Genomic DNA, 23,375 nt, shown 5'->3' with positions numbered 1-23,375 from the left:
CGCTCGGATCCGGGTGGCTGGCCTGAGATCCGTTGTCCGAACTCGCTACTAGCGGCTACGACCACTTATGGACGCGCGGGTCGACGTCAGGTTCTCGCTCAATCCATGAGTTCGAACGATCACATAGACCTCTACGACGTTATCGAAGGAGCCGCCCGCCGCGCGGTCGAAACGCAGCGTCCCGACGGCTCGATGCCGCCGGGACACAACGGTCCCTACCACGACCCCGAGACGCCGGTCCGGAACACCAGCCACTGGCTGGTGACGTTCCTGCACGCCTACGACACTACCGACGACGACCGATACCTCGAGGCCGCGACCGACGCGACGGGCTACCTGCTCGGCGAGGAGGCTCGTCCCGGATCGGCAACCTTTCACCACCGAACCGAACCGAAAAAGAACGGCTGTAACGGCCTCATCGGACAGGCGTGGACGATCGAGGCGCTGGCGGCCGCCGCCGCGGCGCTCGAGGACCCGAGGCCCGCCGAGGTCGCACGTACGGTGTTTCTCGCGCACCCGTTCGACGACGAACTGGGACTCTGGAAGCGCGTCGAGATCGACGGAACGGTGCTGTCGCTCGACGGAACGTTCAACCACCAGCTATGGTTCGCCGCCGCCGGAGCGCTCCTCTCGCGCTCGTGCGGAAACGTGCCCGAAGTGGATCGCAGGGTGCGACGGTTCCTCGACAACGTCCCGCGGAACGTCGGACTCTACCCCGACGGTCTGATTACTCACGCGGTCGACGCCAACCAGTCGCTCGCCCGGCGTCTCCGGGTGCTCCGGGTCGACGAACGCGGACGCCTCTTTTTCCTGATGACGATCGGCCGGAGCGGACTCACCGAGGTTCAGCTCCTCCGAGATATCGTCGATCATCCGGCGTTTCCCGTCCGTCGGGCGCCACTGCGTCGATCGGCGATGCGCGAGAAGGCGATCGGCTACCACTCCTTCAACATGTACGCGTTCGCCCTTCTCGGGGAGGTCTACCCCGAGGATCCGTTCTGGAGCAGCGAGACGTTCGAGGCGGCGCTGTCGTACATGCGCTCGGAGACGTACGCGGCCGCGCTCGAGGACAACGAGTACGGCTACCCCTACAACCCGCCCGGGTTCGAGGTGCCGTACGTCCTCGAGGTGTTCGACGGAGATCCGTCCCGCGAGGAGCAGGCGCGGTGGGTGTCCCGGCAGCTGACCCGCTGTTACGATCCGGCGTCGTCGCGGCTGGCCCGGAACACGCCGGATCCGACCACGATGACCGCCAGGCTGTACCAGGCGACACGACTCCCGAACCTTAGGGTTCGGGCGTCCCGAGCAGCACCGTGAACAGGAGTGCCGTCGTGTCGATCTTCTCGTCCAGGAGTCGCGCTCGCTTCGCCGCCCACTCCTCGTCGTCGTAGTCGTCCAGCAGTTCGAGGGCCTTCCGAAGGCCGCGTTCCTCTCGCCGCTCGTCGTCGTAGTTGAAGACGAGCCCGTACTTCGATTCGAGCTCGTCGGTGTATCCACGTCGACTCGAGGAGATGAAGACCGCAGGCGTGCCCAGAACGGCGCTCTCGGTCGCCATCGTCGCGCTCTCGCCAATGTACGCGTCGGCGTAGTACTGCAGGTGGTGCATCCGGTGGGGCGGGACGGCGGCTCGACGGTCCTCGAGGGACGCCGGAAGGGGCGCCTCGGAGGTGATCAACACGCGAACGCCGGTGTCCTCGAGCGCCGAGACGACGTCGGCGACGTTCGCGAAGCCGCTGTCGCCGACATCGTGAAGCGAGTCCCAGGAGACCAACCGGAGGATGACGAACCGCTCGTCCTCGTCGAGCCCCGCCTCCGAAACCGCGGTTCGGTCGGGAGTGAACCGATTCGGGTGCAAGTACGCAAGCTCCTGGTAGCCGGGGTAGCGAACGTGGTTCGAGCCGATCTCTCCCTGGTAACACGTCGGCGTGTAAACCCGATCGGCGAACGGGTACGTTACCGCGTTCTGGATCGTCGCGTGCTCCGTATCGTAGAACACGACCGACTTCGCGCTGGCGATCGTCGAGACGTGAGCGACGGACGTTCCGCCGATCGCCGTGAGGACGTCCGCGTCGAACCGTCGCACGCTCCTGTACGTACGAAGCGTGAGCTGGGGCTGGTTGACAAGCGCCGCGAAGTTCGATCGGAGGGGGTCGAGTACGACCTCGTGGTCGATCCCGTAGGCATCGAGCAGCGTCGGGGTGATACCACGGTTCGTCGAGATGACGTGGACCGGGTGTCCCTCCGATCGGGCTCCCTCGACGAACGGACGGAAGAAGTGGACGTGGGCGGGATGGTTCACCTGTACGAGGACTCGCATCGTCACCACCTGGAGCTCCGAACACGGGGACGCTCTTGTCGGCACAGCTGGCGGTGCGATCGACCTCCGAATCGACGATCGGCTCTCACGGATCCTTCCACCAGCAGCGACGACTAATAGTTGTCGTACGCATAGTCCGAAAAGGTTCTCGGCCAATGACCGGTCGTGCCGGACGGACCGACCGCGGCGGAGCGGCGAGGTCTGCGAGCGCGGCCGACCGCTCCCGCTCGAGCGGACCGTCCCTCTCTCTGCGGCTACCGGTAAGGCGGGGTCGGGAGCCGAGACCCACCTCGTCGCTACGGGACAGCGTGCTTCCTGGGGGCACTCAGCGATAGTGTCCGTGCTGCACGCCGGCTACCCCGGGCAACGGCTCGACGAGCCGCCGACCGAGTGCTATCGCTCCCGTCCGGCGACCGGTGTGACTCCGCTCTGCTCGGGCCGTTGGTCGAGTTCGCCGACCGCTGGCGCCCGTCAACGGTCCTTTTTCCAGGGAGGATTCGCCGAGCGAGCAGTGTCCCCTCTCGGAAACTCCCCAGTCGTCTTCGATCGGAGTTGTGTCCGGAGCGGCCCTCGAGAGCTATCCCCCGGGCTGCAACGCTGGACCGAATCAGTCCGGATAGTGTGAGGTCGGGGTATCGAGCCGCGTTTGTGATTTTCCCTCGAGATAGCCTGAGGCGATAGTCAGTAACAAGTGATGTATTCGACCAGACCGCCGCTGACGACGGTTTCGCGGACGGAAATCGACGCCGACTCTCCCGTTCGACGGAGGCGACGGCGTCCGTCGTGAAACCCGTGGACGACGGCACGAAACCGCCGACGTGCTGCGACCGATCGGTTTCACCCCTCGAGAGACCCGGTGGGCGAGCCGTTTCCGCCGTGAAGAAACCTTTTCACCGATAAACTCGCCGTGTACCCGAGCGCCCGAACGATTCCCGTGGTAAGGTAACTCATACAACGACGCCGCCTCGGAGTTGGTTTACATCCATACTGTCGTAATAGAATCGAGGTGGTGGTAACTGGGAGTTACGCCGAGTTCGAGCCGGCTATAATCGAAGGTAAGCGGCTGTCAGTCTCGCGAACGGACTCGAGCCGCTACAGATCCGGGGCACGGTCGGGCGAATGCTGCCGATCGTAGTTTCGACCCCCTCACGTGGGACAGCGAGACGTTCACCCGAACCGCCGCCGGGCGTCTGCTCGCCATCGCGTACAAAATCCGCCGTTTCACCCTGCAACGGATGCCGAACGTAGCGAGAGATCCGAGGAAAACCACCCCTAGTTGTCCTCCGGCGGTCGATCCGCTCGAGGCGGGACGACGTTCGCAGGTTCCGTCCTCGCGACGAGGGGAGAGAGACGAATCGCCGACGCCGTGTCGGCGCCGCCGATCGAAGGGGGACGCGACCGGACGCTACTGCTCGGTCGTTTCGGAGGGTAAGATCGTTTTGAGGATCTGCAACTCCTCCGACTCGGAGATGTTGTCGGCGTTGAGGCAGGCGTGGACGATCTTGTGGGTCAGCTCCGGATCGGCGCGGGCGGGAACCGACCCGGGTCGGGGCTCCTCGGAACGTCGCTCCAGCGTCTCGATCCGGCGCGAAAGCTCGATCAACCGATCCGTGAGCTCCTCGAGCGAGTCGGTGGTTGCACGGGCGAGTTCCTCGTCGACACAGGAGCGGTCGGCGTCCGTCTCCGAATTCGACCGCTCGGGGGAGTTCTCACCCCCGTCGTGTTGAAGCCGAACCAGGGCTTCCCTCGAGTCCCGGGCGGCCGCGTCCGCGGAGCGCCCCGACTCGAGCTGGGCCTGGATAGGGATGTCGACCGAATCCGCGGCCGATGCGGAATCGGTCTCGTTCGATGCCTCCTCCATTTCGACGACGGGAGTCTCCTCGAACAGGTCGTCGACGAACTCGTGGCGCTTCGACCACTGGAAGCCGTCGATCGCGTTGATCCGCTGGTTGATCGTCGCACTCGTTACGCCGAGACGCTCCCCGAGTTCCACCTGAGTCGCATCCGGCCGCGTAGCGATGACCTGCATCGTCTCTAGCTGCTTCTCGGTGAGATCCGACGGCGAGACTGCCGGCGGCTCCCCGTTCTCCTCGTCGATTCCGTCTTCCTTCCGGGTCTCCGGTTCTGGTATCATCTCCTCGCCCGTATTCGTGTCCGTCTTCGAGCCGTCTCCGTCCGCGATCGCCTCGAACGGTCCCTGCTTGCTACCGGGGTCGACCCCGATCGACTGCTGGTGGATCGTGAGATCCGATTCGAGTTCGGTGCTGGCGTCATCCGTTTCCTTCTCGAGGTTCTCGCCGCCCTCGTCGTCCGGGGCTGCGGGATCGCCGTACTCGGCGAGGACGCGCTCGACGATAGACAGCGACGCCCCGGAGATCTGCTCCGCGAGCTGCTCCATCGAGGCGTTCGGGTTCGACTCGGCAGCGTCGAGGACCTTCTTGTGGATGATCGCCCGCGGAACGTTCGGCTGACTCCCGCTCGGTACTTCGGTCGCGTTAGACGAGTTGCTCATTGTCACACCTACCCTGTAACATCGACTGGTAGGTCACCGACCTGGAAGTTATACTTTTTTCGGCTGTACCGTACAGTGTGGGGGTAGAATATCTCTTGGTTGCGTTGTCCGTTCCGAGATTCGATTTCGTGTAATACATCTTTATTTTTATACCGATTCCGTTATCTCTAGCTGCTGAGGGAAACGACCCGTCGAGGCCGACGTCGAAATCCGATCGGAACCGCGGAACTTGCCGTGTCGACGCCCGGATCGGTCGTCGCCCGCCCCGCTCGTCGCCGACGTTCTAGGACTAGACCGGAGAGCCGAGCTGCAGGGCACTAGGCCGACTAGGACCGAGGCGGACCGACCCACGTCGGATCGGTATCGAGGCTGTTCGAACGACGAACGGATAGCGGGCAGAAAACGCTGATATACTCGCTCGAGGAAGGACGTAGTCATGCACGCAGTTGTACTCGCGGCGGGTACGGGGAGTCGCCTGCGACCGCTCACCGAGACGAAACCGAAGGCGCTCGTCGAAGTCGACGGCAAGCCGCTGATCGAGGACGTGTTCGACAACCTGCTCGAGGTCGGCGCGACGAAGCTGGTCGTCGTCGTCGGCTACCGCAAACAGCAGATCATCGAACGGTACGGCGATTCCTACGAGGACGTCCCGATCGTGTACGCCCACCAGCGCGAGCAGCTGGGGCTCGCACACGCGATCCTTCGGGCGGAACCGTACGTCGAGGGGGACTTCGCGCTGATGCTCGGCGACAACGTCTTCCGGGCCAACTTGCGAGACGTCGTCAACCGCCAGCGGGAGGACCGGGCCGACGCCGCCTTCCTCGTCGAGCAGGTTCCCTACGACGAGGCCTCGCGGTACGGCGTCCTCGACACGAACCGCTACGGCGAGATCGTCGAAGTCGTCGAGAAGCCCGACGAGCCGCCGTCGAACCTCGTGATGACGGGGTTCTACACGTTCTCCCCCGCGATCTTCCACGCCTGTAAGCTCGTTCAGCCCTCCGACCGAGGGGAGTACGAGCTCCCGGACGCGATCGACCTGTTGCTCCAGTCCGGGCGGACGATCGACGCGATCCGGATGGACGGCTGGCGGGTCGACGTCGGCTATCCGGCCGACCGCGAGCGAGCCGAGGAGTTCCTCGTGAACGGCCCGGAGGTCCTCAACGAGCTGTAGCCGCCCACCTCGAGGGCGACCGTTCGTCGGCCGCGTACTCGAACCGTCGGCCTCGAGCGCGTTCAGCCGTCGGTCTCCGCAACGTCGATCCAGAGGTGGACGTAGTAGTCGGTGGTCCCTGTCGACGGCTGGTCGGGGACGTCGCCGCCGTACAGCAACCAGACGATACGAACGTCGTCGCCGGTCAGCGTCGGGGCGAGTTCGAAGGGAAGAGCCGCCGAGTCGCCGTGAGCGATCGTCGTCTCGAGCCGATCGAGCTCCCGTTGCTCCGTGACCACCGTCTCGCCGTCCGCGGTGTCGGTCGCCTGCTCGAGGACGACGACGGTGTAGTCGGTCGTCTCGCGCTCGTGGTTCCCGATATCGATCACGAACTCCGCGCTCTCGCCCTCGGTAAACGCCGTCTGGTATCCGGCAGCGACGTACTCGCCGTCGTCGTCCTCCGCGAGGAGAGCGATCGACGAGAACTGCTCGCCCTGCGGCGGAAACGCGATTCCGAACGAGAGCGTCGCGGCCGCAAGCACGAGCGAGAGGGCGAGAGCGACGTTCAGAACGCCGTCGAAGCGCGTTTCGGGTTCGAACACGGATTGCCGCCCGAGCCGGTACCACTCGCGGTACGGAACGGCGAACCGCTCGTCGGGCGGGAGTTCGAGACGGCGTTCGTTTGCGACCGCGGCCGCGACGACCGTGAACCCGGTGAGCGCCAGTACGACCGACTCGAGACCGAGGGTCCCGACCGTAAGGTTCAGTCCGAGGGCGATCAGCGGGACGAGCGCGACGCTCGAGCCGAACGAGAGCGCGAGGCGTTCGATCCAGTCGATTCCCGACGGCATCGACGTCGGGAGGAATCCCGTGGCCGTCTCCTCCGACGGTTCCCCGCCGGCGAGCGAGCCGTCGGCTTCCGGAAACAGTGCGGCGATCAGGGCGTATCCCGGAACGAACAGGAGAAACGCGAGCCCCAGCGGGCGGCGAAGCGGTGTCTCCCGAACGACCGGGACGAAGACGAAGGCGTTGATGAGCACCGTAACCGCCAGTACGACCGCCAGATCGGCCGGCAGCCGCCGACGTTGTCCCGAACGAAGCGCTCCAAACGACTCTCGGATCCCCATGCACCGCTCCGTTCGCCGCTAGACGATAAAAAGCTGGTCGCGAACAAAGAGTTTAGTCGTCCGCGTCGATTCGTCGGTCGGCGTCGAACTGCCGACAGAGGTCGGCGACGTACGACAGGACCCGCTCGGCGAGCGCGTCGGAGACCGGTTCGGTACCGAACGCGGCCCGTTCGTACGCTTCGGTCACCGTCCGGAGGCGTTCGTCGATCCGCTCGTCGCCGGCGCGCTCGCTCGCGACGCGGTAGAACTCCCGGTGGGTGAGTCCCCTCGCGTTCTCGAACGACGAGTCGTACGCCCGGCGAACGGCTGCGTAGGCGATTCTGGTTGCAAGATCCGGATCACCGCGCTCGCGTCTGGTTCGGGCCAGCGAGAGCAGCGTCGACGCCGAGACGTTCCCGTCGAGAGACGGGTTCGGCCGTCGGGTCGATCGCGCGCTCGAGTCGCGCACACGTCCCCCGGTCAACGCGTCGCCGACCGCCGCGAGCGCCCGTCGATTTCGTCCTCCCCAGAACCAGAGCACGCCGACGACGACGACCAACAGCCCGATACCCGAGACGATCTCGAGGACGGAGATACCCGCCGGAACGGGCGCTGTGAAGGGGCTGGTGCCACTGGCCTCGGTCCCGGGAGCCGTGACCGTCGCGACGAACGTCGCGTCGCCGAGGTTCGTCCCGGTTCCATCGTAGCTGGCGGCTATTCGGCTCCCGTCCGCCGACCCGTCAGTTAGCTCCGGGCCCGACACCGAGAACGCGCCGTCGACGTCGGTCGTGACCGTCGCCGTTCCCCCGTCCTCGGCGTCGATCGTCACCGACTGGTTCTCGACGGGATCGCCCGTCGTCGTCTCGAGCGCCCCGTTCAGAGCGACCTCGTCGCCACGGGCCACCGCTTCGAACTCGATGTCGGTCGCGGTCTCCGCGACGTCGATCGGAGCGGTCGCCTCGGCCGGCGTCAGCGCACGCTCCTCGAGCGCCAGTCGGACGGTAAGGGGCTGCTCTCCGGCAGCCACCGACGCGGGAACGGGTACCGAGCCGTCGAAGCTCCCGTCCTCGGCGTCGATCTCGCCGAGCGGTTCGTCGCCTGCGCTGACCCGGATCGGAACGGAGTCGAAGACTGCCGCGGGAACGTCCCCGTCGGCGTCCGGGATCGTCACCTCACCCGCCACCTCGAGGTCGTCCCCGTACGCGACGGCGTCGGACGTCTCGAGGGTCGGAATCGTCGCGTCGACCGGCTCGATGACGACGTCTACCGTCGTCTCGCTTTGCAGGCGATCGGTTCCGGGATCCGGGACGTACGTGACCGTCATCGTCGCCGGCCCCGCAGTCGTCGTCGCCGTCGGTCGGTACTCGACGGAGAACTCCCCGTCGTCGTCCGTCTCGACCTCGATATCCTGTTCGTCGACCTGCAGTCGGAGCTCCTCGTTCGCGACGGCCGAGTCGGTCGTCGTCAGCCGCCCGGTGAACTCGACCGGATCGACGATCGACGCCGTCCCGCCGTCGGCCTCGATCTCGAGGGACGTCTCGGCGAACGGGACGTCGTCGGAGATCTCCGCCTGTTCCTCCCGGATCTCGGCGACGATCCCGTTGATGCTTCCGGCGGCCTCCGACAGCGAGGCGTCGGTTTGGTACTCGATGACGTCGTAGTTGCCCAGGACGGCGCCGCCGAGTTCGTCGATCCGCTCGGCGAGCGCGTCGAGCGCTCTGGCGGATTCCCGCGTCCGCTCCGCGTCGCCCTCCTGGCGAGCCGTTTCGTACGCCGAGAGCGTCCGCTGGTACTCCCGGACGTGCTCGACGAACGCCTCCTGGTCGGCCGCAGCATCCTCGAACGCCTCGGTCGGACCCTTTTCGGCGTCGGCTTCCGTCCCGTTGCCCGCGCGCTCCTCCGGAGCGTAGATCGTCAGCTCGCCTCGCTCGGTGTGGCCGTCCGCCGTAACCGCCCACGGGTGCTCCCCCTCGCCCAGTTCGGTCGCGTCGAGCGAGACCGAGATTTCCTCGGTCTGCAGGCTGTCGACCGAGACCGTCTCCTCGGCGGTCTCGTCACCGACCTCGTAGGTCACCGTCGTCTCGACGGGGTCGGCGTCGTAGTTGGTGATCATAGCGGTGACTGCCACCTCCTCGCCGAGCACCGTCGACAGCGGGACGTAAACCCGGACGTCGGTGCGCGCGGACGCGTTGTCGGCCGCGTCGGACGCGATCTCCTCGGTGGTGAGCTCGTCGTTCACCGTCGTAAACTGCTCGAGGCGAGCGTCGTACCCCTCGTCGATCGGCTCGAGCGCCCGGTCGAACTCTCCCTCGGCGGTCGACTCGGCGCTGGTGCCCAGCCGATCCCCGAGGTGGTTCGACAGCCAGGACAGCGTCTCCCGCTGACTGCGATCGTCCTCGTACGCGTCGGGAGGAGCGCGGAGATCCGCGTCGCTCGCGGTCGTCCCGGTCGATGCCGACGCGGCGACCGATCCATCGCCGACTGCCGGACCGACGCTCCCGGCCGTCGCTAGGAACAGACACGCGACTAGGATCGCTAGTACTGCACGGTGGCGAACGTTCCGTGGCACACGCCTACCTCCGCCGATCGGACCAAAAAGGTATGCTCTCGACGCCTCATCGCCGCGTCGCCGGTCTCACAGCGGCGTCTCCGGCCGCCCGACCAGTAGGTTCAACACCCTGCTGGGACACTGTACCCGGTATGCGTCCGACACCCACGCTGTGGGCGACGGCCCTCCTCGCGACGGTTCTCGCCGCCTGCGCGATCGTCTTCGCCCGACCGGAGCTGCTGTTCGGAACGGCCCTGATCGGAGCGTGGATCCTGGCCCGGCAGTACCGGTTTTCGGAACTGTGTACCGCGACGACCTCCTCGCTGACGGTTTCGTACTCGACCGAAGACGCTCGAGTTCGAGCGGGGGATCGCGCTTCGGCCGCGCTCACCGTCCGTGCCGCCGAGCCGGTTCCACTGGCGGTGTCCGCCGAGGGACGGGTCCCGCCCGGCGTCCGACGCGACGGTCCGCTGGTCGCGTCGCTCGAGCGGGGCGACCGCCGGACCGAACGGGCGATCGAGGCGACGTGGCCGGTCGCGGGTCGACACCGGTTCGGACCGGTGACGGTCGAACTCACGGACGGCTGGTTTCGGGAGACGATCGCGGTGGCATCGTCGCTCTCGGTGACGGTCGAACCCCGAGGTCCGCCGGCAGTTCACGTCGGGACCGGAGGGACGCGAGCGACGACGACCCGCGGGGGCCGTCCCTCGAGGTGGGTCGGATCGGGACCGGAGTTCGACTCCGTTCGAGAGTACTCTCCGGGCGATTCGGTCGGGCTGATCGACTGGAACGCGACGGCGCGACTCTCGAGAACGTACGTCCGCGATCTCGAGCGGAACTCGAACCGACCGACCCTGCTCGTCGTCGATCTCCGCACGAGCTGTCGGACCGCCGGGATCGGGTCGACACCGCAGGAGTATCTACGGGAGGCCGCGCTGTCGGTGTCGACGGACGCCCGGCGGTTCGGCGACCCGATCGGGCTCGTGACGCTCGACGACGACGGCGTCGGCACCCGTATCGACCCGGCGGCGTCGGCGCGAGTGCACCGGCGAGTTCGCCGACGGTTGCTCGAGTTGGGAACGACGGACCCCCCGCCCGTCCGTCGGTCGTCGAACTACGATCCGTTCGGCCGCTCGGCAGCGGGATACGGCCTCCCCACGGTCGCCCGGTCGCGGATTCCCGCCGACTACTCACCGTCGGACGATCCGGCGACGGAACCGACCGGAGCGTTCGTCGAATCGCTGCGGTCGTTCTCGCGGGTCCACGCCGACCGAGCGACCGCGGCCGACTCCCGCGAGGGGGAGCTAAACGGTGTCCTCCGCACCCTGGGAGACGTTCGTCTGGCCGTGCTCTGTACGGACGACTCGTCGCCGCGGTCGCTCTGGAAGTCGGTAACGACGCTCCGTGCGCGGGACCGCCGCGTGCTCGTGTTGCTCGCGCCGACGGTGCTGTTCGAGGGCGACGGACTCGCCGATCTCGAGGGGACGTACGACCGTTACGTCGCCTTCGAGGAGCTACGCCGCGACCTCGACCGGTGTGGCGGTGTGCGCGCGCTGGAGGTCGCACCCGACGATCGGCTGTCGACCGTCCTCGCGACCGGTCGCGATCGCTCGCGGGGTGATCGACGGTGATCGCCGTTCGAGAGTCGATTCGGAATCGACGCCCGCTCCGACGGCGCTGGCTCGAGGCGACCGTCGTCGCCGCGTTGGTCGCCGCGTTCGGCCTCGTCGGAGGTGCGGTCGGGGTCGGACTCGGGATCCTCGTGGCCGGCGTCTGGTACGTCTCGGACGTGCCGTACGCCGTCGCCGCGGCGACGATCTGTCTCGTCGTCCTCGTCCCGGAGTTCGAACCGGCGGTCGTCGGCGTCGCCGTTCTCCTGGGTATCCTCGTCGTTTCGACGACCGTCACCTGGGGCGGTTCGGCGCGCGTGATCGCGATGAGCGTGTTCGCGTCGCTCGCGTTCGGCGGGCTGGCGTCGGTCGGGGCTACCCGAGGACGGGTTTGGCTCACCGCCGCCGCGATTCTCGGTGGGATCGGACTGGTCGGATACGTTCTCCACGGGGTCGCCTGCCTCGAGGTGGGCGACGGTATCGAGCAGTCGAGCGAAACCGAAGACGCGAGCGCAACGAGATAGCCATGACGACACAGAGACACGACGACGCGACCGAGACGACACCGACTATCGAAACGGCGGAGAAAGGAGCCTCCTCGCACGCTGGTGACCTCGCGGCCAGGATCGCAGTGCTCGAGGCAGAGAACAGTGCGCTTCGGACGGAGTACGCGCGAGTACACCGGAGTAAGTACCGCCGAACTGCGCTCTCCCTGAGTGGGATCGGCGTCCTGGCATTGCTCGCCGGGCTCGTCCTCCCGGCCGAACGGGCGGTGTTCCTCGTCCTCGGCGGGATCGGGATCTTCGCGGGCGTGTCGATCTACTACCTCACACCCGAACGGGTCGTCTCAGCGGCAGTCGGCGAGCGAGTGTACGCGGCCCTGGCGTCGAACATGGCCGCGATCGGGGCGGACCTGGGCCTGCACGCCGACGCGGTCTACGTTCCCGTTCCCGAGGACCGGCCCCGATCGGCTCGCCTGTTCGTTCCGTTGCTCCGCGAGTACCGGCTCCCGTCGCCCGACTCCGGACCGATCGTCGTCGACGGTGACGAACGGGGCCTCCTGCTCGAACCGACCGGGATGTCACTCTATCGGGAGTTCGATCGGATGCGAACCACACCCGTCGCCGAAACCCCGGGCGGAGTCGCCTCGCAGCTCTGTGACGGCCTCGTCGAGGTGTTCGAACTCGCCACGAGCGCCGCCGCCGACGTCGACGCCACCGACGGACGAATCACGGTCGCGATCACCGGCGCCGCCTTCGGCGACGTCGATCGGTTCGACAACCCGGTCGCCTCGTTTCTCGCGGTCGGGATCGCCGTCGGACTCGGAGAACCCGTGAGCGTCGACGCGGTTCCGGGCGACGACCGCGCGACGTGGCTGGTTACGTGTCGGTACTCGCTCGAGTAGCCGATCGACTCCGTCGTCAGTCTTCCTTCGCGGCGAGCGCCCACTCGGTCCCGTTCGTGTCCGGAACCTCCGTCCGCTCCAGCGCGTCGCCGACGACATCGACCGGCTCGGTTCCGCTCAGCTCGGCGTCGACGTCGAGAACGAGCCGGTGTGCGAGAACGGGCTCGGCCAGGGCCTTGACGTCGTCGGGAACGACGTACGTTCGTCCGTGAATCGCCGCCCGGGCCTTTGCAGCGTTGAGAAACGCGATGCTCGCTCGCGTCGACGTCCCGTGAGCAACGGCCGCGTGTGAACGGATTTCCGCGACGAGATCGAGGATGTAGTCGCGGACTCCCGGTGCGACGTACACCTTCGCGACGCCGGCTCGTGCGGCGCGGACGTCGGCCACCGAAACCACCTGCTCGATCGTTCGCGGTCCGTGCTGTGGGTCGGCGTTGAACCGGTCGAGGATCTCCGCCTCGACCCGTCGTTCGGGAAGCTCGAGTCTGAGCTTGAGCTGAAACCGATCCCGCTGGCCCTCGGGGAGCTCGAAGACGCCGTCCGTCTCGATTGGGTTCTGGGTCGCGAGCACGAGAAACGGATCCGGGAGCGGCAACGTCTCGCCCTCGATGCTGACCTGGGCCTCTTGCATCGCCTCGAGCAGCGCGCTCTGGGTGTTCGGCGTCGCGCGGTTGATCTCGTCGACCAGCAGGACGTTCGTGAATATCGGCCCGCGGTGGAGGTCGAACTCGCCTGTCCGTTCACGGTAGATACGGGTTCCGGTGATGTCAGCCGGGAGCGTATCCGGCGTCATCTGTGCCCGACTGTACTCGAGTCCGACCGCCCGCGCGACGCTGGTCGCGAGCGTCGTCTTCGCGATCCCCGGAATTCCCTCGAGAAGAACGTGTCCCCGGGTCAACAGCCCGATGATCAGGAGCTCGGTCGCCGATTCGGTGCCGACCACCACCTGACTCACTTCCGCGGTGATATCGTCCGCGAGTGTCTGTGCCGTCGTGCCTTCGTCGTGGTATTGCTCGCTCATCGGTAGGTTCTCTCCTGGTCTCGGTTGTGTGACGTTATCATGGTTCTGACGCGGTCGGGGTCCCAGTCGGGGTGCCGGCGACAGACGGCCGCGACGAGGTCCTCGTCGGACAGGATCTGGCGATCGTCGCCCTCGACGCCCGCGGCGTCCGACCGACGCCCGGAGCCGCTCAGCGCCGCGGCGACGCGAGGCGCCGCGACGACGGCGGCGATCCCGACCGAGCCGACGAGGAACTGGAGTTCCGGCGACGTGCGAATCGCCAGCACGGCAGCCGTGATCGGCGGTGGTTCCGGGCCGTGGCTCCGATCGAAGACGACGCGGTCTGCCCCGGCGTACTGGTTCGCGAGGAACTGTGCGTTGTCCGGTTGGCCGTACATCGCGTTCGTCGCCACACTCGGGTCGGCGATCGCGACGACGGTCCCGTCGCCGACCGACTCGGTCGTCGCGACCGGGTGGGACTCGAGTTCGGTTCCCTCGCTGGGGACGGCGGTCGCGTTCTCGCCGAGGTAGCTGTACTCGCTCGTCCCGACGAGCACCGTTGCGCCGTTCGGTTCAACGGTCGTCGCGTGGTACAACACCAGCTGATCCACGTCGTCGGTCAGGGCGTGTGTCGCTGTTTCGGACGCGATCGGCATCGCCGGCCCACGAACGCGCTCGCGTTCGTCGAGCACGAACCGATCGCCCAGACGCGCCTCTGCACCCGTCCGCTCGAGCAGGTCGCCGCCGTACCCGTCGGCGTCCTCGAGCACGACGAGCGTCCCGCCGCGCTCGACGAACGTCCGAACCCGGTCGGCGTCCGCCCCGGTGTACGGCGCCTCGGGCGCGATAACGAACGCGACCGTTTCGTGGGGATCGGTCACGTCGTACTGGTTCGTGTCCGTGACGATCTCCGCGTCGACGTTCGGATCGGCGTCGACGTCGGTACGGAACTCGCTCGTTCCGTCCCAGTCTGGATTGTACGGTTCGAACGCCGCGGTCGACGTCATACCGGCGACGATCACGACCAGGAGGAGACTCACCGCAAGCCCGCCCACGAGAGCGATCGCCCAGTGACGGCGAGCGCGGATCCAGAGCCGGGAGAGGTCGTTTTCGTCGGTTCCCCCGTCGGCGGTCACCACGGAAACACCTCCGGTGAGATGATCCCGACGACCGGTGAGACGATCCTGACGAGTCGGTAAACGACGATCGCGATAAAGACACCCCCACCGACAGCGACGATCCACCGAAGCCGACGACGCCAGTCTGGTACGACGGCAAACGGTGCGGTCAGTACCGTGATCGTCAGCAGACCGATCAGCGCGAGGATAAAGAACAGCTCGTAGGTGAGCGCGTCGATCGAAACGAGGACGAGCACCGTGGCTAGCATCCACCCACACTGACCGTGGACGAACCGTATCCGTCGCTGCGTCGGCATCACCCTGTCCAGGCGCTCCCGAGGGTGTAAACCCTTGTGGCCGCGGCGTCGACTAGGATCACGATGTCCCTCCTCGCCCTTGCCGTTTCGAACGCGGAACTCGACTCGTCAGCTTCGCCCGTTAACGGCGGTTCTAGGGTGTCGCTCGCTCGTTCGCTAGTCCGACACTTATTAATCGGCACCGGTGGTCGGAGGAGAGACGAGGGGGGTCCGTCCCACCCGCGCCGAGGTGAAGCGAACGAGACCACTCCGAGACATGAGCGAACGCAACTACAAGCAACGACAGTTATCGAGACGGTCGGTCTCCGTCTCCGTGGTCGGACTCGGGTACGTCGGTCTGCCGCTGGCACACGCCTTCGACGATGCGGGCTACACCGTCCGGGGAATCGACGTCGACTCGAGCAAGATCGCGACGCTGGAGGCGGGAATCGATCCGACTGGCGACGTCGGCGACGACGCGATCGCAGCGAGCGGCATCGACTTCGTCACCGAACCGACTCCCGTCGCGTCGTCCGACTACGTCATCGTCGCCGTCCCGACACCGGTCGACGACCTCGAGACGCCCGACCTTCGACTGGTCGAACGGGCCGGCGATAGTATCGGCACGGGGCTGCGGCCGGGAACGACCGTGGTCCTCGAGTCGACCGTGTATCCCGGTGCGACCAACGAGGTGTTCGTTCCCGCACTCGAGCGAACGTCGGGGCTGACCGCCGGCGAGGAGTTCGGTGTCGGTTACTCGCCCGAGCGAACGGTTCCGGGCGACGACCGACACGGCCTGCGCAACGTCGTCAAGATCGTCAGCGGACTCACCGGTGAGACGGCGGCGGAACTGGCCGTACTGTACGAGTCGATCGTCGACGCGGGCGTCCACCTCGCTCCATCGATCGAGGTCGCCGAGACCGCGAAGTGCGTCGAGAACACCCAGCGCGATATCAACATCGCGCTGATGAACGAACTCGCCGTCACGTGCGATCACATCGGCGTCGATACGCAGGCGGTGCTCGAGGCGGCGGGGACGAAGTGGAACTTCCACGAGTACCGGCCGGGACTCGTCGGCGGTCACTGCATCCCGGTCGACCCGTTCTACCTCATCTTCGAGTCCGAGCGAAACGGGTTTCAGCCCGAACTGATCGAGAAGGCTCGAGCGGTCAACGAGTACGTCCCCAAGCACGTCGCGGAGCTGACGATAAAGGCCCTGAACGAGGCCAGAAACGTCCTCGCCGAGAGTCGCGTGCTAGTACTAGGGTTGACGTACAAACCGGACGTCAACGACGTGCGGACGTCGGCCATCGGCGGCGTCGTCGAGACGCTCCGGGAGTACGGGATCGACGTCGTCGGCTTCGATCCCTGCGCCGACGACGAGACGATACGCGCCGAACTCGAACTCGAGGTTCAGTCCGAACTCTCCCTTCGAGGGTTCGACGGCTACGTCGTCGGAACGCCCCACAGCGCGTTCTCCCGGCTGCAACTCGACGAGCTGGGCGGCGGGAACGGCTCCGTTCCGGTCGTGATCGACGTCGACGGAACGTTCGAGGACCGAGTTCGCGGACGCGACGTCATCTACCGGAGGCTCTGATGTACCGCGACCACACCGTCGGGGTCGTCGTCCCGGCGTACAACGAAGCGGGGTTCGTCGGCGATGTCATCCGTGAGATGCCACAGTACGTTGATCGACTCTACGTCGTCGACGACTGCTCGTCCGACGGAACCTGGGCCGAGATCCTCGAGGCCGGCCGAGAGGACGCGACGGAGCGTCCGTCGGCCGTCGCGACCGAAACAGCGCTCGACGCCGACGGGCCCGCCGCCGCCGACGGATCGGGAACCATCGCGGACGGCGGCGGGGACGCCGGCCTGTTCGGCGCCGAGTTCGTGCCGCCCGACGATCCGAACGACCTCCTGCTCGAGCGCGCGGAGATCGGATCGCCAGTCGGGCGGGTCGTCCCGATCCGACACCGCGAGAACCTGGGCGCCGGCGGCGCGATCAAGACGGGATACCTGGCCGCGCTCGAGGAGGCGGTCGATATCGTTTCCACGGTCGACGGCGACGGACAGATGGACCTCTCCCAGCTTCCGAAGCTCCTCGATCCGCTCGTCGACGACGAAGCCGACTACGCGAAAGGGAACAGGCTCCTCTACCGGGAGTACCGCGCCGACATGCCGGGGTTTCGGTTTTTCGGTAACTCGATACTCACGCTGCTGACGAAGATCGCCAGCGGGTACTGGAAGACGATGGACCCCCAGAACGGGTACACCGCGATCTCACACTACGCGCTGGCGAACAGCGGGATCGAGGAGATGTACGAGTACTACGGCTACTGCAACGATCTGCTCGTGAAGCTGAACGCGAAGGGGATGCGCGTCGCCGACGTCGCGATTCCCGCGAAGTACGGCGAGGAGCAGTCGTCGATCAGCTACACGACGTACATCCGACGGGTCTCTGGAATGCTGCTCCGGAACTTCCTCTGGCGGCTGAAGGTGAAGTACCTCGTGCTCGACTTTCACCCGCTCGCGCTGTTTTACCTGTTCGGAGCCCTCACGGCAGCGTTCGGGATCGCTGGCGGCCTGTGGACGATCGTCGGCTACCTCCTGCTCGACAACGGGCTGTTCGTCCGGGCGTCGCTCAGTTCGATGCTGTTCATTATGGGGAGTATGTTCCTCATGTTCGCGATGCTGTTCGACATGCAGGTAAACGAGCACGCGGAGGTGCAGATCCGTGAGTAAAGACGCCCAGAGTGGGGGTCACGCCCATCCTCCGAACGCGCGTGCCGAAGCCGAGTCCGCCTCCCGATCCCCGACGATCGGTGACGACGCGTTCGCTCCCGAGCCGCAACTAGAACCCCCGACGGCGAGGGGCGAGCCCGACCGCCCGTTCGGACCCGACGACCGCCTCGCCTGCCTCACGATCGACCTCGAGGACGACTGGTACTTCGACGACCCGCGGTACGATCACCTCACCCTCGAGTACCTCGACGACTTCGTCGAACTGATCGACGGGCTCGGCGTCCCGCTCACCGCGTTCGTCGTCGGCAAGACGCTCGAGGCATACCCCGAGAAGGTCGAGCAACTGCGGTCGGCGCTGGGGACGGAGTTTCACCTCCACACGTACCAACACGACGTCAGCAACGAGTTCGACTTCGAGGAGGAGGTTCGAAGAGGGATGCGGGCCTATCGGAACCACTTCGGCACGGATCCCGTCGGGTACCGCGCCCAGCAGGGAAACATCGATCCGGACGGGTTCCGCGTGCTGGAACGGCTCGGCTTCAAATTCGACTCGAGCGTGTTCCCGTCGTACCGACCGGGCGTGTACAACAACCTGACCGCGCCGACCGAACCGTACACGCCGAGCACCGCGTCGTCGCTGCTCGAGATTCCCCTCGGCGTCCACCGGGGGATCAGGATCCCGGTATCACAGAGCTACTTCAAGCTCTTCGGTCGGCCGCTGTCGTCGTATCTCGGCGTCTCGCCGCTCCCGAACGTGGTCGTCTACAACGTCCACCTGCAGGATCTGTACCGAACCGCATCGCACGATAAGCTCGCCGCGCCCAAACGCTGGATCATGAAACGGAACCTCGAGCGATCCACGGCGATCCTCGAACGGAACCTCTCGACGCTCGTCTCTCGCGGGTACGAGCTGACGACGATGAACGGGATCTACGACGCCTACGGGGACCGCTAAACCCGCGTCGTCTGTCCGTCGGGGCCAGGGTCGGCGAGCCGTTCGTATCGGTCCACGAGTCGGGTGACCACGACGTCCCAGCAGTACCGCTCCTCGACGAACCGGCGGTTTCGCCGCCCCATCGCTCTGACGGTTTCGGGATCTTTCGCCAGCTCTTCGAGTCGGCGTGCGAGCGCCCGCTCGTCGCCCGGCGACAGCAGCCGACCGTTCTCGTCGCCGATCACCTCCGGAATACTGCCGACCGTCGTCGATACGATCGCGTTCCCGCCGGCCATCGCCTCGAGGATCGCGATCGGGAGCCCCTCGGCGTGGGCCGGCAGGACGTAGATCGACCCCTCCTCGAGGAGTTCGCGCTTCCGATCCTCGCTGACGTAGCCGAGGGACGTCACCGAGTCGTGACGATCGGCCAGCCGTTCGACCGCCGGCGAGAGCGGCCCCTTCCCCGCGATACTGACGCGGATCTCCGGACCGTCGTCGAGCACCGTCTCGAGGGCGTCGATCAACTCGAGTACGCCCTTTCGCTCGATGAGGTTCGAGACGAAGACCAGGTGGGGTGGCTCCGCGTCGTACCGCGGCTCGTAGTCTGCCGGGTTCACCGCGTTCGGGAGGACGATGATTTTCTCCCGGTCGGCGTGGGGCTCGAGCTGTCGCTTCCAGTACTCGGAGAGGACGACGATCTCCGAGCTCGCGTCGTAGACGAGCCGCTGCAGCGTGCGCACGGGTACCGACTCCGTGGCGACGAACTCGTCGAACGACGAGCCGTGGATGTGCAACAGGACCGGAACCCGCCAGACGTACCTCGCGAACAGTACGTACGCGGACGCCCGGTAGAACGAGAGTCGCTGTGAGGTGTGGACGTGGACGACGTCGGGACGCCGCTGGAACGGAAACGCGAGTGCGTCGGCTAGGGCGAGACACAGCGCGGTGACGAACCACGACGCCCCGGCTCCGTCCGCGGCACCGATGTCGTACACCCGGCCCTCGACGTCCTCGGGCAGGTGTCGGAGCTGTTCGGGGATGTAGCGGGGGATCCCGCCCGTCGGTTTGTTGTTCGAGCCGACGATCAGCACTTCGGAGCTACTCATGGTGAACGATACCACACGAGGACTCGAGCCGTGAAATACGTCGACCCCCCTAGTACGGGACCGGCCGGACTAGTAGGCGGTCCCGGACCGTCCGGCAATCGTTGCGTTTTCGGCTCGCTGACGGCCCTAGAGGCATCTTTATCCGATCGACTCGAGAGGTACTGGCATGGAACACCGCCGGGAGAGCGCGTTCAAGATCCTTCTCTCGCTGGGATTCGCGCTCGTCACGCTGAGCGTCCTCCTCGCCTACACGAACCCGGTTCGCGGATACGAGTACTCGATCTACACGCAGACGCCGCCGGCGGTCTGGGTCGCGCTCGGTATCGCCTTCGTCGTCGCCAGCGTCGTACTCTTCTCTACCGAGCTCGATCGGGTACGGTACGCGGGAGTGTTTCTATCGGGAACGGCCATGCTCACCGTCGTCTCACTCCCCGTGCTTCGGGGCTACTACTACAAGGGAGAAGGCGACGCGCTCTCCCACCTCGGTCGGACGATGGATCTGATGGCCGGAAACGTCGACGGAAACGAATTCGTCTATCCCGCGGTACATCTGTTCGGAACAGTGACGGTGTTCGTAACGGACATGCCGCTCAATACGGCGCTTCTCGTAACAGTCATCGTCTTTCTCTCGATGTTTTTCGTCTTCGTTCCGCTGACGGTGCGTGCGATAGCTACGGAGCGAAGCGTCGTGTTGTTCGGCGTCTTCGCCGGGTTCCTCCTCTTGCCGGTCAACCACAACTCGGGTGGGCTGTTCGTCCATCCGACCAGTCAGGCCCACATGTTCGTTCCGTTCGTCCTTTTCTCGCTGATCGTTTTTTATATGAGACGGAGCGTTCGAACGTTCGTCCTGTTTCTCGTCTCGTTCGGGACGCTCATCATCCTTCACCCTCAGCAGGCCGCCAACCTCCTGATCGTCCTCTCCTCGCTCGTGGCGATACACTATCTGTTCCAGCACTGGCCCCGCCTGAAGGGGATAGTAACCGGACCGAACGTCGTCTACACGTTCGGCCTGGCAGCCGCGATCTTCTGGGTATGGATCTACCGGCTCGGACGCTTCGAAAGCCACCTGGCCGGGCGAGTCGAGCGGATCTTCATGGACACGGAGGTCGGACGCCCGACTGCCGCTCGAGCGTCCTCGCTCGAGGCGATCGGTGGATCCGTTCTGGAGGTGTTTTTCAAACTGTTTTTCGTTCCCTCGCTGTTCTCGATGCTCACTGCTGTTCTCGCGTTAATCGTCGTGATCACGCTGCTCTCGCCGAGTCGAGAACAGTCCGTTCTCAATCCGTTCTCCGACTGTTCACATCGAGAGAAATACACCGTGGCCGTTCTCTCTGCCAGCATCATCCCGCTGTTCGTACTCTTTCTCATCTACCTCCAACACGGGACTGGAAGCGATCAGTACTTTCGCCACCACGCGTTCATTATGGTCCTTGTTACGATCGTCGGGGCGATCGGTCTCGGCAAGCTGATTCTGGGTCTGGGGCTCGGCAAGACGCGTGCGAGGAACGCTTTCGTAGTCGTTTCCGTCGTGTTGCTGGCACTGACGCTGCTCGTCGTTTTTCCCTCTCCCTATTTTTATCAGTCGTCGAGCCACGTCACGGAGGTACAAGTAGCGGGATTCGATGCCGTCTACGAGTACGACGACGACTCGATTGCGTACGATCGTCTTCGATCCAATCCGAGCCGATACGCCGACGTGAGGGAAGGACCGCCGGAGGCAAGAAACCTGTTGTCGGGCGTTCCGTCTCACTTTGCCGACCAGGACATCAGAAACGAGTACGACGAGCAGACGTACGTACCGATCACGGAATCGAGTCGAATCCAGGACACTATCGTCTGGGAAGGATTACGGTTCGAGGCCGACGACTACCGGTATATCGATACCACCGACGGATCCAACAGAGTCGTCTCCAACGGAGGGGTTACGCTCTACCTGATCGATCCGGGTTCGAATGACTCCTAAACCACTCGACCGCACACTCCGTTTCGCGGGACTGTTGCGGTCAGCTATCGTACAGCTTCGCCCGATATGTCTGGTACTCTTGAGCGATCTCGGTCTGCTGAAGTACACGTCCAGCTACTTCGACCCGTTCGTAGTACTCTGGGCACCACCGAGCGAGATCGAGCGCGTCACCGGCCGGCCGAACGCACACAAAAACGCCTGGACGATGGCCGGCCTCGTACTAGACGGAGACTGGGATCGAAACGACGAGCGGTTCGTCGATTCGTCCGAGTGGTATCGCTGCCTGCTCGAGCGCCACGTCGACGATATCGCGTGGTCGGAGATGTCGGCGATCCAGTCACGGGTCGTACGGGTGCGAAACGGTGAGCGCGTGATGGACAACCGAACGTCAGAAACCGGAGTGTTCGAGCGCTGTCGATACCTCGATCGGCTCTATACGAATATGAAAGACCACGGCTATCAGACGCAGCCGGAACTGCTCGCGCAGGGACGAGGAACGCCGTACGAGAAGATCCTTCCGTACAAAAAACACTACCACGAGGTGGCGGTCGATATCGGACGGAACGGTGAGTTGCTCTTCGTCGACGGTCGCCACCGTCTCTCGCTGGCGAAAATTCTGGACGTCGATCGGATCCCGGTGAGGGTAGTCGCCGTTCACGAGGGGTTCCTTGAGAGCAAACGGACGCTGGAGTACGAGTTCGCAGAGACGGAGTACGGACACCCGCTCTGTCCAGGCTACAAACCGTACGCCGGCAATTTACCGGGACATGAGAGTTCGTAACGGCGCAGTAACTTCGAGGTGGTTGCTCGAGGCGCGTGACTGCTACGTCGACAAGCGGCTTCGAGCGAGAAAGCTCTACAACGACGTTCGATACCACTCGCGCATCGACCCGTACGAACTCGTCACGGTCGATCCAACGACCGTCACCAGATCAATGATACCGTTCGACAAACCGAACCGGAAGGTCGCCGGAACAGTTGTCGGTGGTTCGTGGGATCGGGAGACGTACGACTTCGGTGAACGCGACGGTGAGTTCCACATGTATGTGCTCGAGTCGTTCGAACAACGCTTCGTCGAGGGGAGAGAGTGGGAGGAGACGAGGTACTACCAGTCGTTGCTTCGACGGATTCGGAACGGCGAGGACCCCTCTGCGATGTGGGGGCACACGACCGAAGCCGATCTCCGGGATCGGTGTGAGAAGTTGGATTCGATGTTCGAAGCTATGAGCGAGTTCGGCTATAAATCACAGGCCGAGCTGCTAACGGAACGGTGGAAGGACCCGATGGCGTCTCGTCCGAGGCGAGAATCGTACCGGAAAATAAACGGCGAAGTAGCCGTCAATATCGACCGAAACGGGGAGTTCATTTTCTACGACGGGCGCCATCGATTGGCGCTCGCCAAGATCGTCGGTGTGGATACGATCCCCGTCGTTGTTCTGGTGAGACACCGTCGCTGGCAACGAACGAGGGACGAAATTTTACGCGGAGCAGCCGACGGTGTTCCGAGCCACCTCGAGGAACACCCGGACATCGACCCGTAGCACGCGGCTCACAGAGATGCGAGGAGA

At 65.3% G+C, this 23,375-nt stretch carries 19 protein-coding genes; 11 read left to right on the top strand and 8 right to left on the bottom strand.

Annotated features, from left to right (window positions below; genetic code table 11):
- The first annotated feature begins 105 nt into the window (after nucleotides 1-105).
- Nucleotides 106-1,317 carry an agl cluster protein AglQ gene (locus QA609_RS13140; protein ID WP_278303070.1) on the top strand — a complete coding sequence of 404 codons (1,212 nt, stop codon included), beginning with the start codon at nucleotides 106-108 and terminating at the stop codon, nucleotides 1,315-1,317.
- Here the strand turns inward: QA609_RS13140 and QA609_RS13135 are convergent.
- A complete protein-coding gene (locus QA609_RS13135) occupies nucleotides 1,286-2,317 on the bottom strand; it encodes a DUF354 domain-containing protein (protein WP_278303069.1) in 1,032 nt (343 codons plus the stop codon). The two genes, QA609_RS13140 and QA609_RS13135, sit on opposite strands and share 32 nt — an antisense overlap.
- A 1,405-nt stretch (nucleotides 2,318-3,722) precedes the next feature.
- Nucleotides 3,723-4,829: a hypothetical protein gene (locus QA609_RS13130; protein ID WP_278303068.1), complete on the bottom strand. Its 1,107-nt coding sequence runs from the start codon at nucleotides 4,827-4,829 to the stop codon at nucleotides 3,723-3,725.
- Nucleotides 4,830-5,265: 436 nt separating this feature from the next.
- Here QA609_RS13130 and aglF point away from each other — a divergent pair, with 436 nt between their 5' ends.
- Nucleotides 5,266-6,000, top strand: a complete 735-nt coding sequence (aglF, locus tag QA609_RS13125; protein WP_278303067.1) for a UTP--glucose-1-phosphate uridylyltransferase AglF — start codon at nucleotides 5,266-5,268, stop codon at nucleotides 5,998-6,000.
- 62 nt (nucleotides 6,001-6,062) lie between these two features.
- Here aglF and QA609_RS13120 read toward each other — a convergent pair whose 3' ends face one another.
- Nucleotides 6,063-7,106, bottom strand: a complete 1,044-nt coding sequence (locus tag QA609_RS13120; RefSeq protein ID WP_278303066.1) for a DUF1616 domain-containing protein — start codon at nucleotides 7,104-7,106, stop codon at nucleotides 6,063-6,065.
- A 52-nt stretch (nucleotides 7,107-7,158) separates the two neighbouring features.
- On the bottom strand, nucleotides 7,159-9,654 hold the full coding sequence (locus tag QA609_RS13115) for a hypothetical protein (RefSeq protein WP_278303065.1): 2,496 nt from the start codon (nucleotides 9,652-9,654) through the stop codon (nucleotides 7,159-7,161).
- Between the two features lie 131 nt (nucleotides 9,655-9,785).
- Here QA609_RS13115 and QA609_RS13110 point away from each other — a divergent pair, with 131 nt between their 5' ends.
- From QA609_RS13110 to QA609_RS13100, 3 genes are read left to right on the top strand one after another with little or no spacing between them, the layout of a single operon-like run.
- Nucleotides 9,786-11,264, top strand: coding sequence for a DUF58 domain-containing protein (locus QA609_RS13110; RefSeq protein WP_278303064.1), 1,479 nt, complete (start codon nucleotides 9,786-9,788; stop codon nucleotides 11,262-11,264).
- Nucleotides 11,261-11,767, top strand: a complete 507-nt coding sequence (locus tag QA609_RS13105; protein ID WP_278303063.1) for a hypothetical protein — start codon at nucleotides 11,261-11,263, stop codon at nucleotides 11,765-11,767. The genes QA609_RS13110 and QA609_RS13105 overlap by 4 nt, the downstream gene beginning before the upstream one ends.
- Nucleotides 11,768-11,769: 2 nt before the next feature.
- Nucleotides 11,770-12,648 carry a hypothetical protein gene (locus QA609_RS13100; protein WP_278303062.1) on the top strand — a complete coding sequence of 293 codons (879 nt, stop codon included), beginning with the start codon at nucleotides 11,770-11,772 and terminating at the stop codon, nucleotides 12,646-12,648.
- Between the two features lie 16 nt (nucleotides 12,649-12,664).
- On the opposite strand, the gene QA609_RS13095 is transcribed toward QA609_RS13100, so the two are convergent.
- From QA609_RS13095 to QA609_RS13085, 3 genes are read right to left on the bottom strand one after another with little or no spacing between them, the layout of a single operon-like run.
- A complete protein-coding gene (locus tag QA609_RS13095) occupies nucleotides 12,665-13,669 on the bottom strand; it encodes a MoxR family ATPase (RefSeq protein ID WP_278303061.1) in 1,005 nt (334 codons plus the stop codon).
- Nucleotides 13,666-14,784, bottom strand: coding sequence for a DUF4350 domain-containing protein (locus tag QA609_RS13090; RefSeq protein WP_278303060.1), 1,119 nt, complete (start codon nucleotides 14,782-14,784; stop codon nucleotides 13,666-13,668). The genes QA609_RS13095 and QA609_RS13090 overlap by 4 nt, the downstream gene beginning before the upstream one ends.
- Nucleotides 14,781-15,083 carry a hypothetical protein gene (locus QA609_RS13085; RefSeq protein ID WP_278303059.1) on the bottom strand — a complete coding sequence of 101 codons (303 nt, stop codon included), beginning with the start codon at nucleotides 15,081-15,083 and terminating at the stop codon, nucleotides 14,781-14,783. The genes QA609_RS13090 and QA609_RS13085 overlap by 4 nt, the downstream gene beginning before the upstream one ends.
- Before the next feature lie 256 nt (nucleotides 15,084-15,339).
- Here QA609_RS13085 and QA609_RS13080 point away from each other — a divergent pair, with 256 nt between their 5' ends.
- The 3 genes from QA609_RS13080 to QA609_RS13070 are packed head-to-tail and all read left to right on the top strand — an operon-like array spanning nucleotide 15,340 to nucleotide 18,759.
- On the top strand, nucleotides 15,340-16,659 hold the full coding sequence (locus tag QA609_RS13080) for a nucleotide sugar dehydrogenase (RefSeq protein ID WP_278303058.1): 1,320 nt from the start codon (nucleotides 15,340-15,342) through the stop codon (nucleotides 16,657-16,659).
- Nucleotides 16,659-17,804, top strand: coding sequence for a glycosyltransferase (locus tag QA609_RS13075; protein WP_278303057.1), 1,146 nt, complete (start codon nucleotides 16,659-16,661; stop codon nucleotides 17,802-17,804). Before QA609_RS13080 ends, QA609_RS13075 begins: the two co-directional genes overlap by 1 nt.
- Entirely contained in the window at nucleotides 17,797-18,759 is a 963-nt protein-coding gene (locus QA609_RS13070) for a polysaccharide deacetylase family protein (protein WP_278303056.1), read from the top strand. Before QA609_RS13075 ends, QA609_RS13070 begins: the two co-directional genes overlap by 8 nt.
- On the opposite strand, the gene QA609_RS13065 is transcribed toward QA609_RS13070, so the two are convergent.
- On the bottom strand, nucleotides 18,756-19,844 hold the full coding sequence (locus tag QA609_RS13065; RefSeq protein WP_278303055.1) for a glycosyltransferase family 4 protein: 1,089 nt from the start codon (nucleotides 19,842-19,844) through the stop codon (nucleotides 18,756-18,758). The genes QA609_RS13070 and QA609_RS13065 overlap by 4 nt on opposite strands.
- 166 nt (nucleotides 19,845-20,010) lie before the next feature.
- Between QA609_RS13065 and QA609_RS13060 the strand changes: the two genes are divergently transcribed.
- The 3 genes from QA609_RS13060 (at nucleotide 20,011) to QA609_RS13050 (ending at nucleotide 23,348) form a co-directional block, all read left to right on the top strand.
- Nucleotides 20,011-21,807: a hypothetical protein gene (locus QA609_RS13060; protein WP_278303054.1), complete on the top strand. Its 1,797-nt coding sequence runs from the start codon at nucleotides 20,011-20,013 to the stop codon at nucleotides 21,805-21,807.
- Between the two features lie 79 nt (nucleotides 21,808-21,886).
- Nucleotides 21,887-22,588, top strand: coding sequence for a hypothetical protein (locus QA609_RS13055; RefSeq protein ID WP_278303053.1), 702 nt, complete (start codon nucleotides 21,887-21,889; stop codon nucleotides 22,586-22,588).
- On the top strand, nucleotides 22,476-23,348 hold the full coding sequence (locus QA609_RS13050) for a hypothetical protein (protein ID WP_278303052.1): 873 nt from the start codon (nucleotides 22,476-22,478) through the stop codon (nucleotides 23,346-23,348). Before QA609_RS13055 ends, QA609_RS13050 begins: the two co-directional genes overlap by 113 nt.
- The last annotated feature ends 27 nt before the right edge of the window (nucleotides 23,349-23,375 follow it).

It is taken from the genome of Natronococcus sp. A-GB7 (genome assembly GCF_029688865.1).
Classification (GTDB): domain Archaea; phylum Halobacteriota; class Halobacteria; order Halobacteriales; family Natrialbaceae; genus Natronococcus.
Note: the sequence above shows the minus strand (reverse complement) of the source record. Positions and strands in the feature narration are given on the sequence as shown.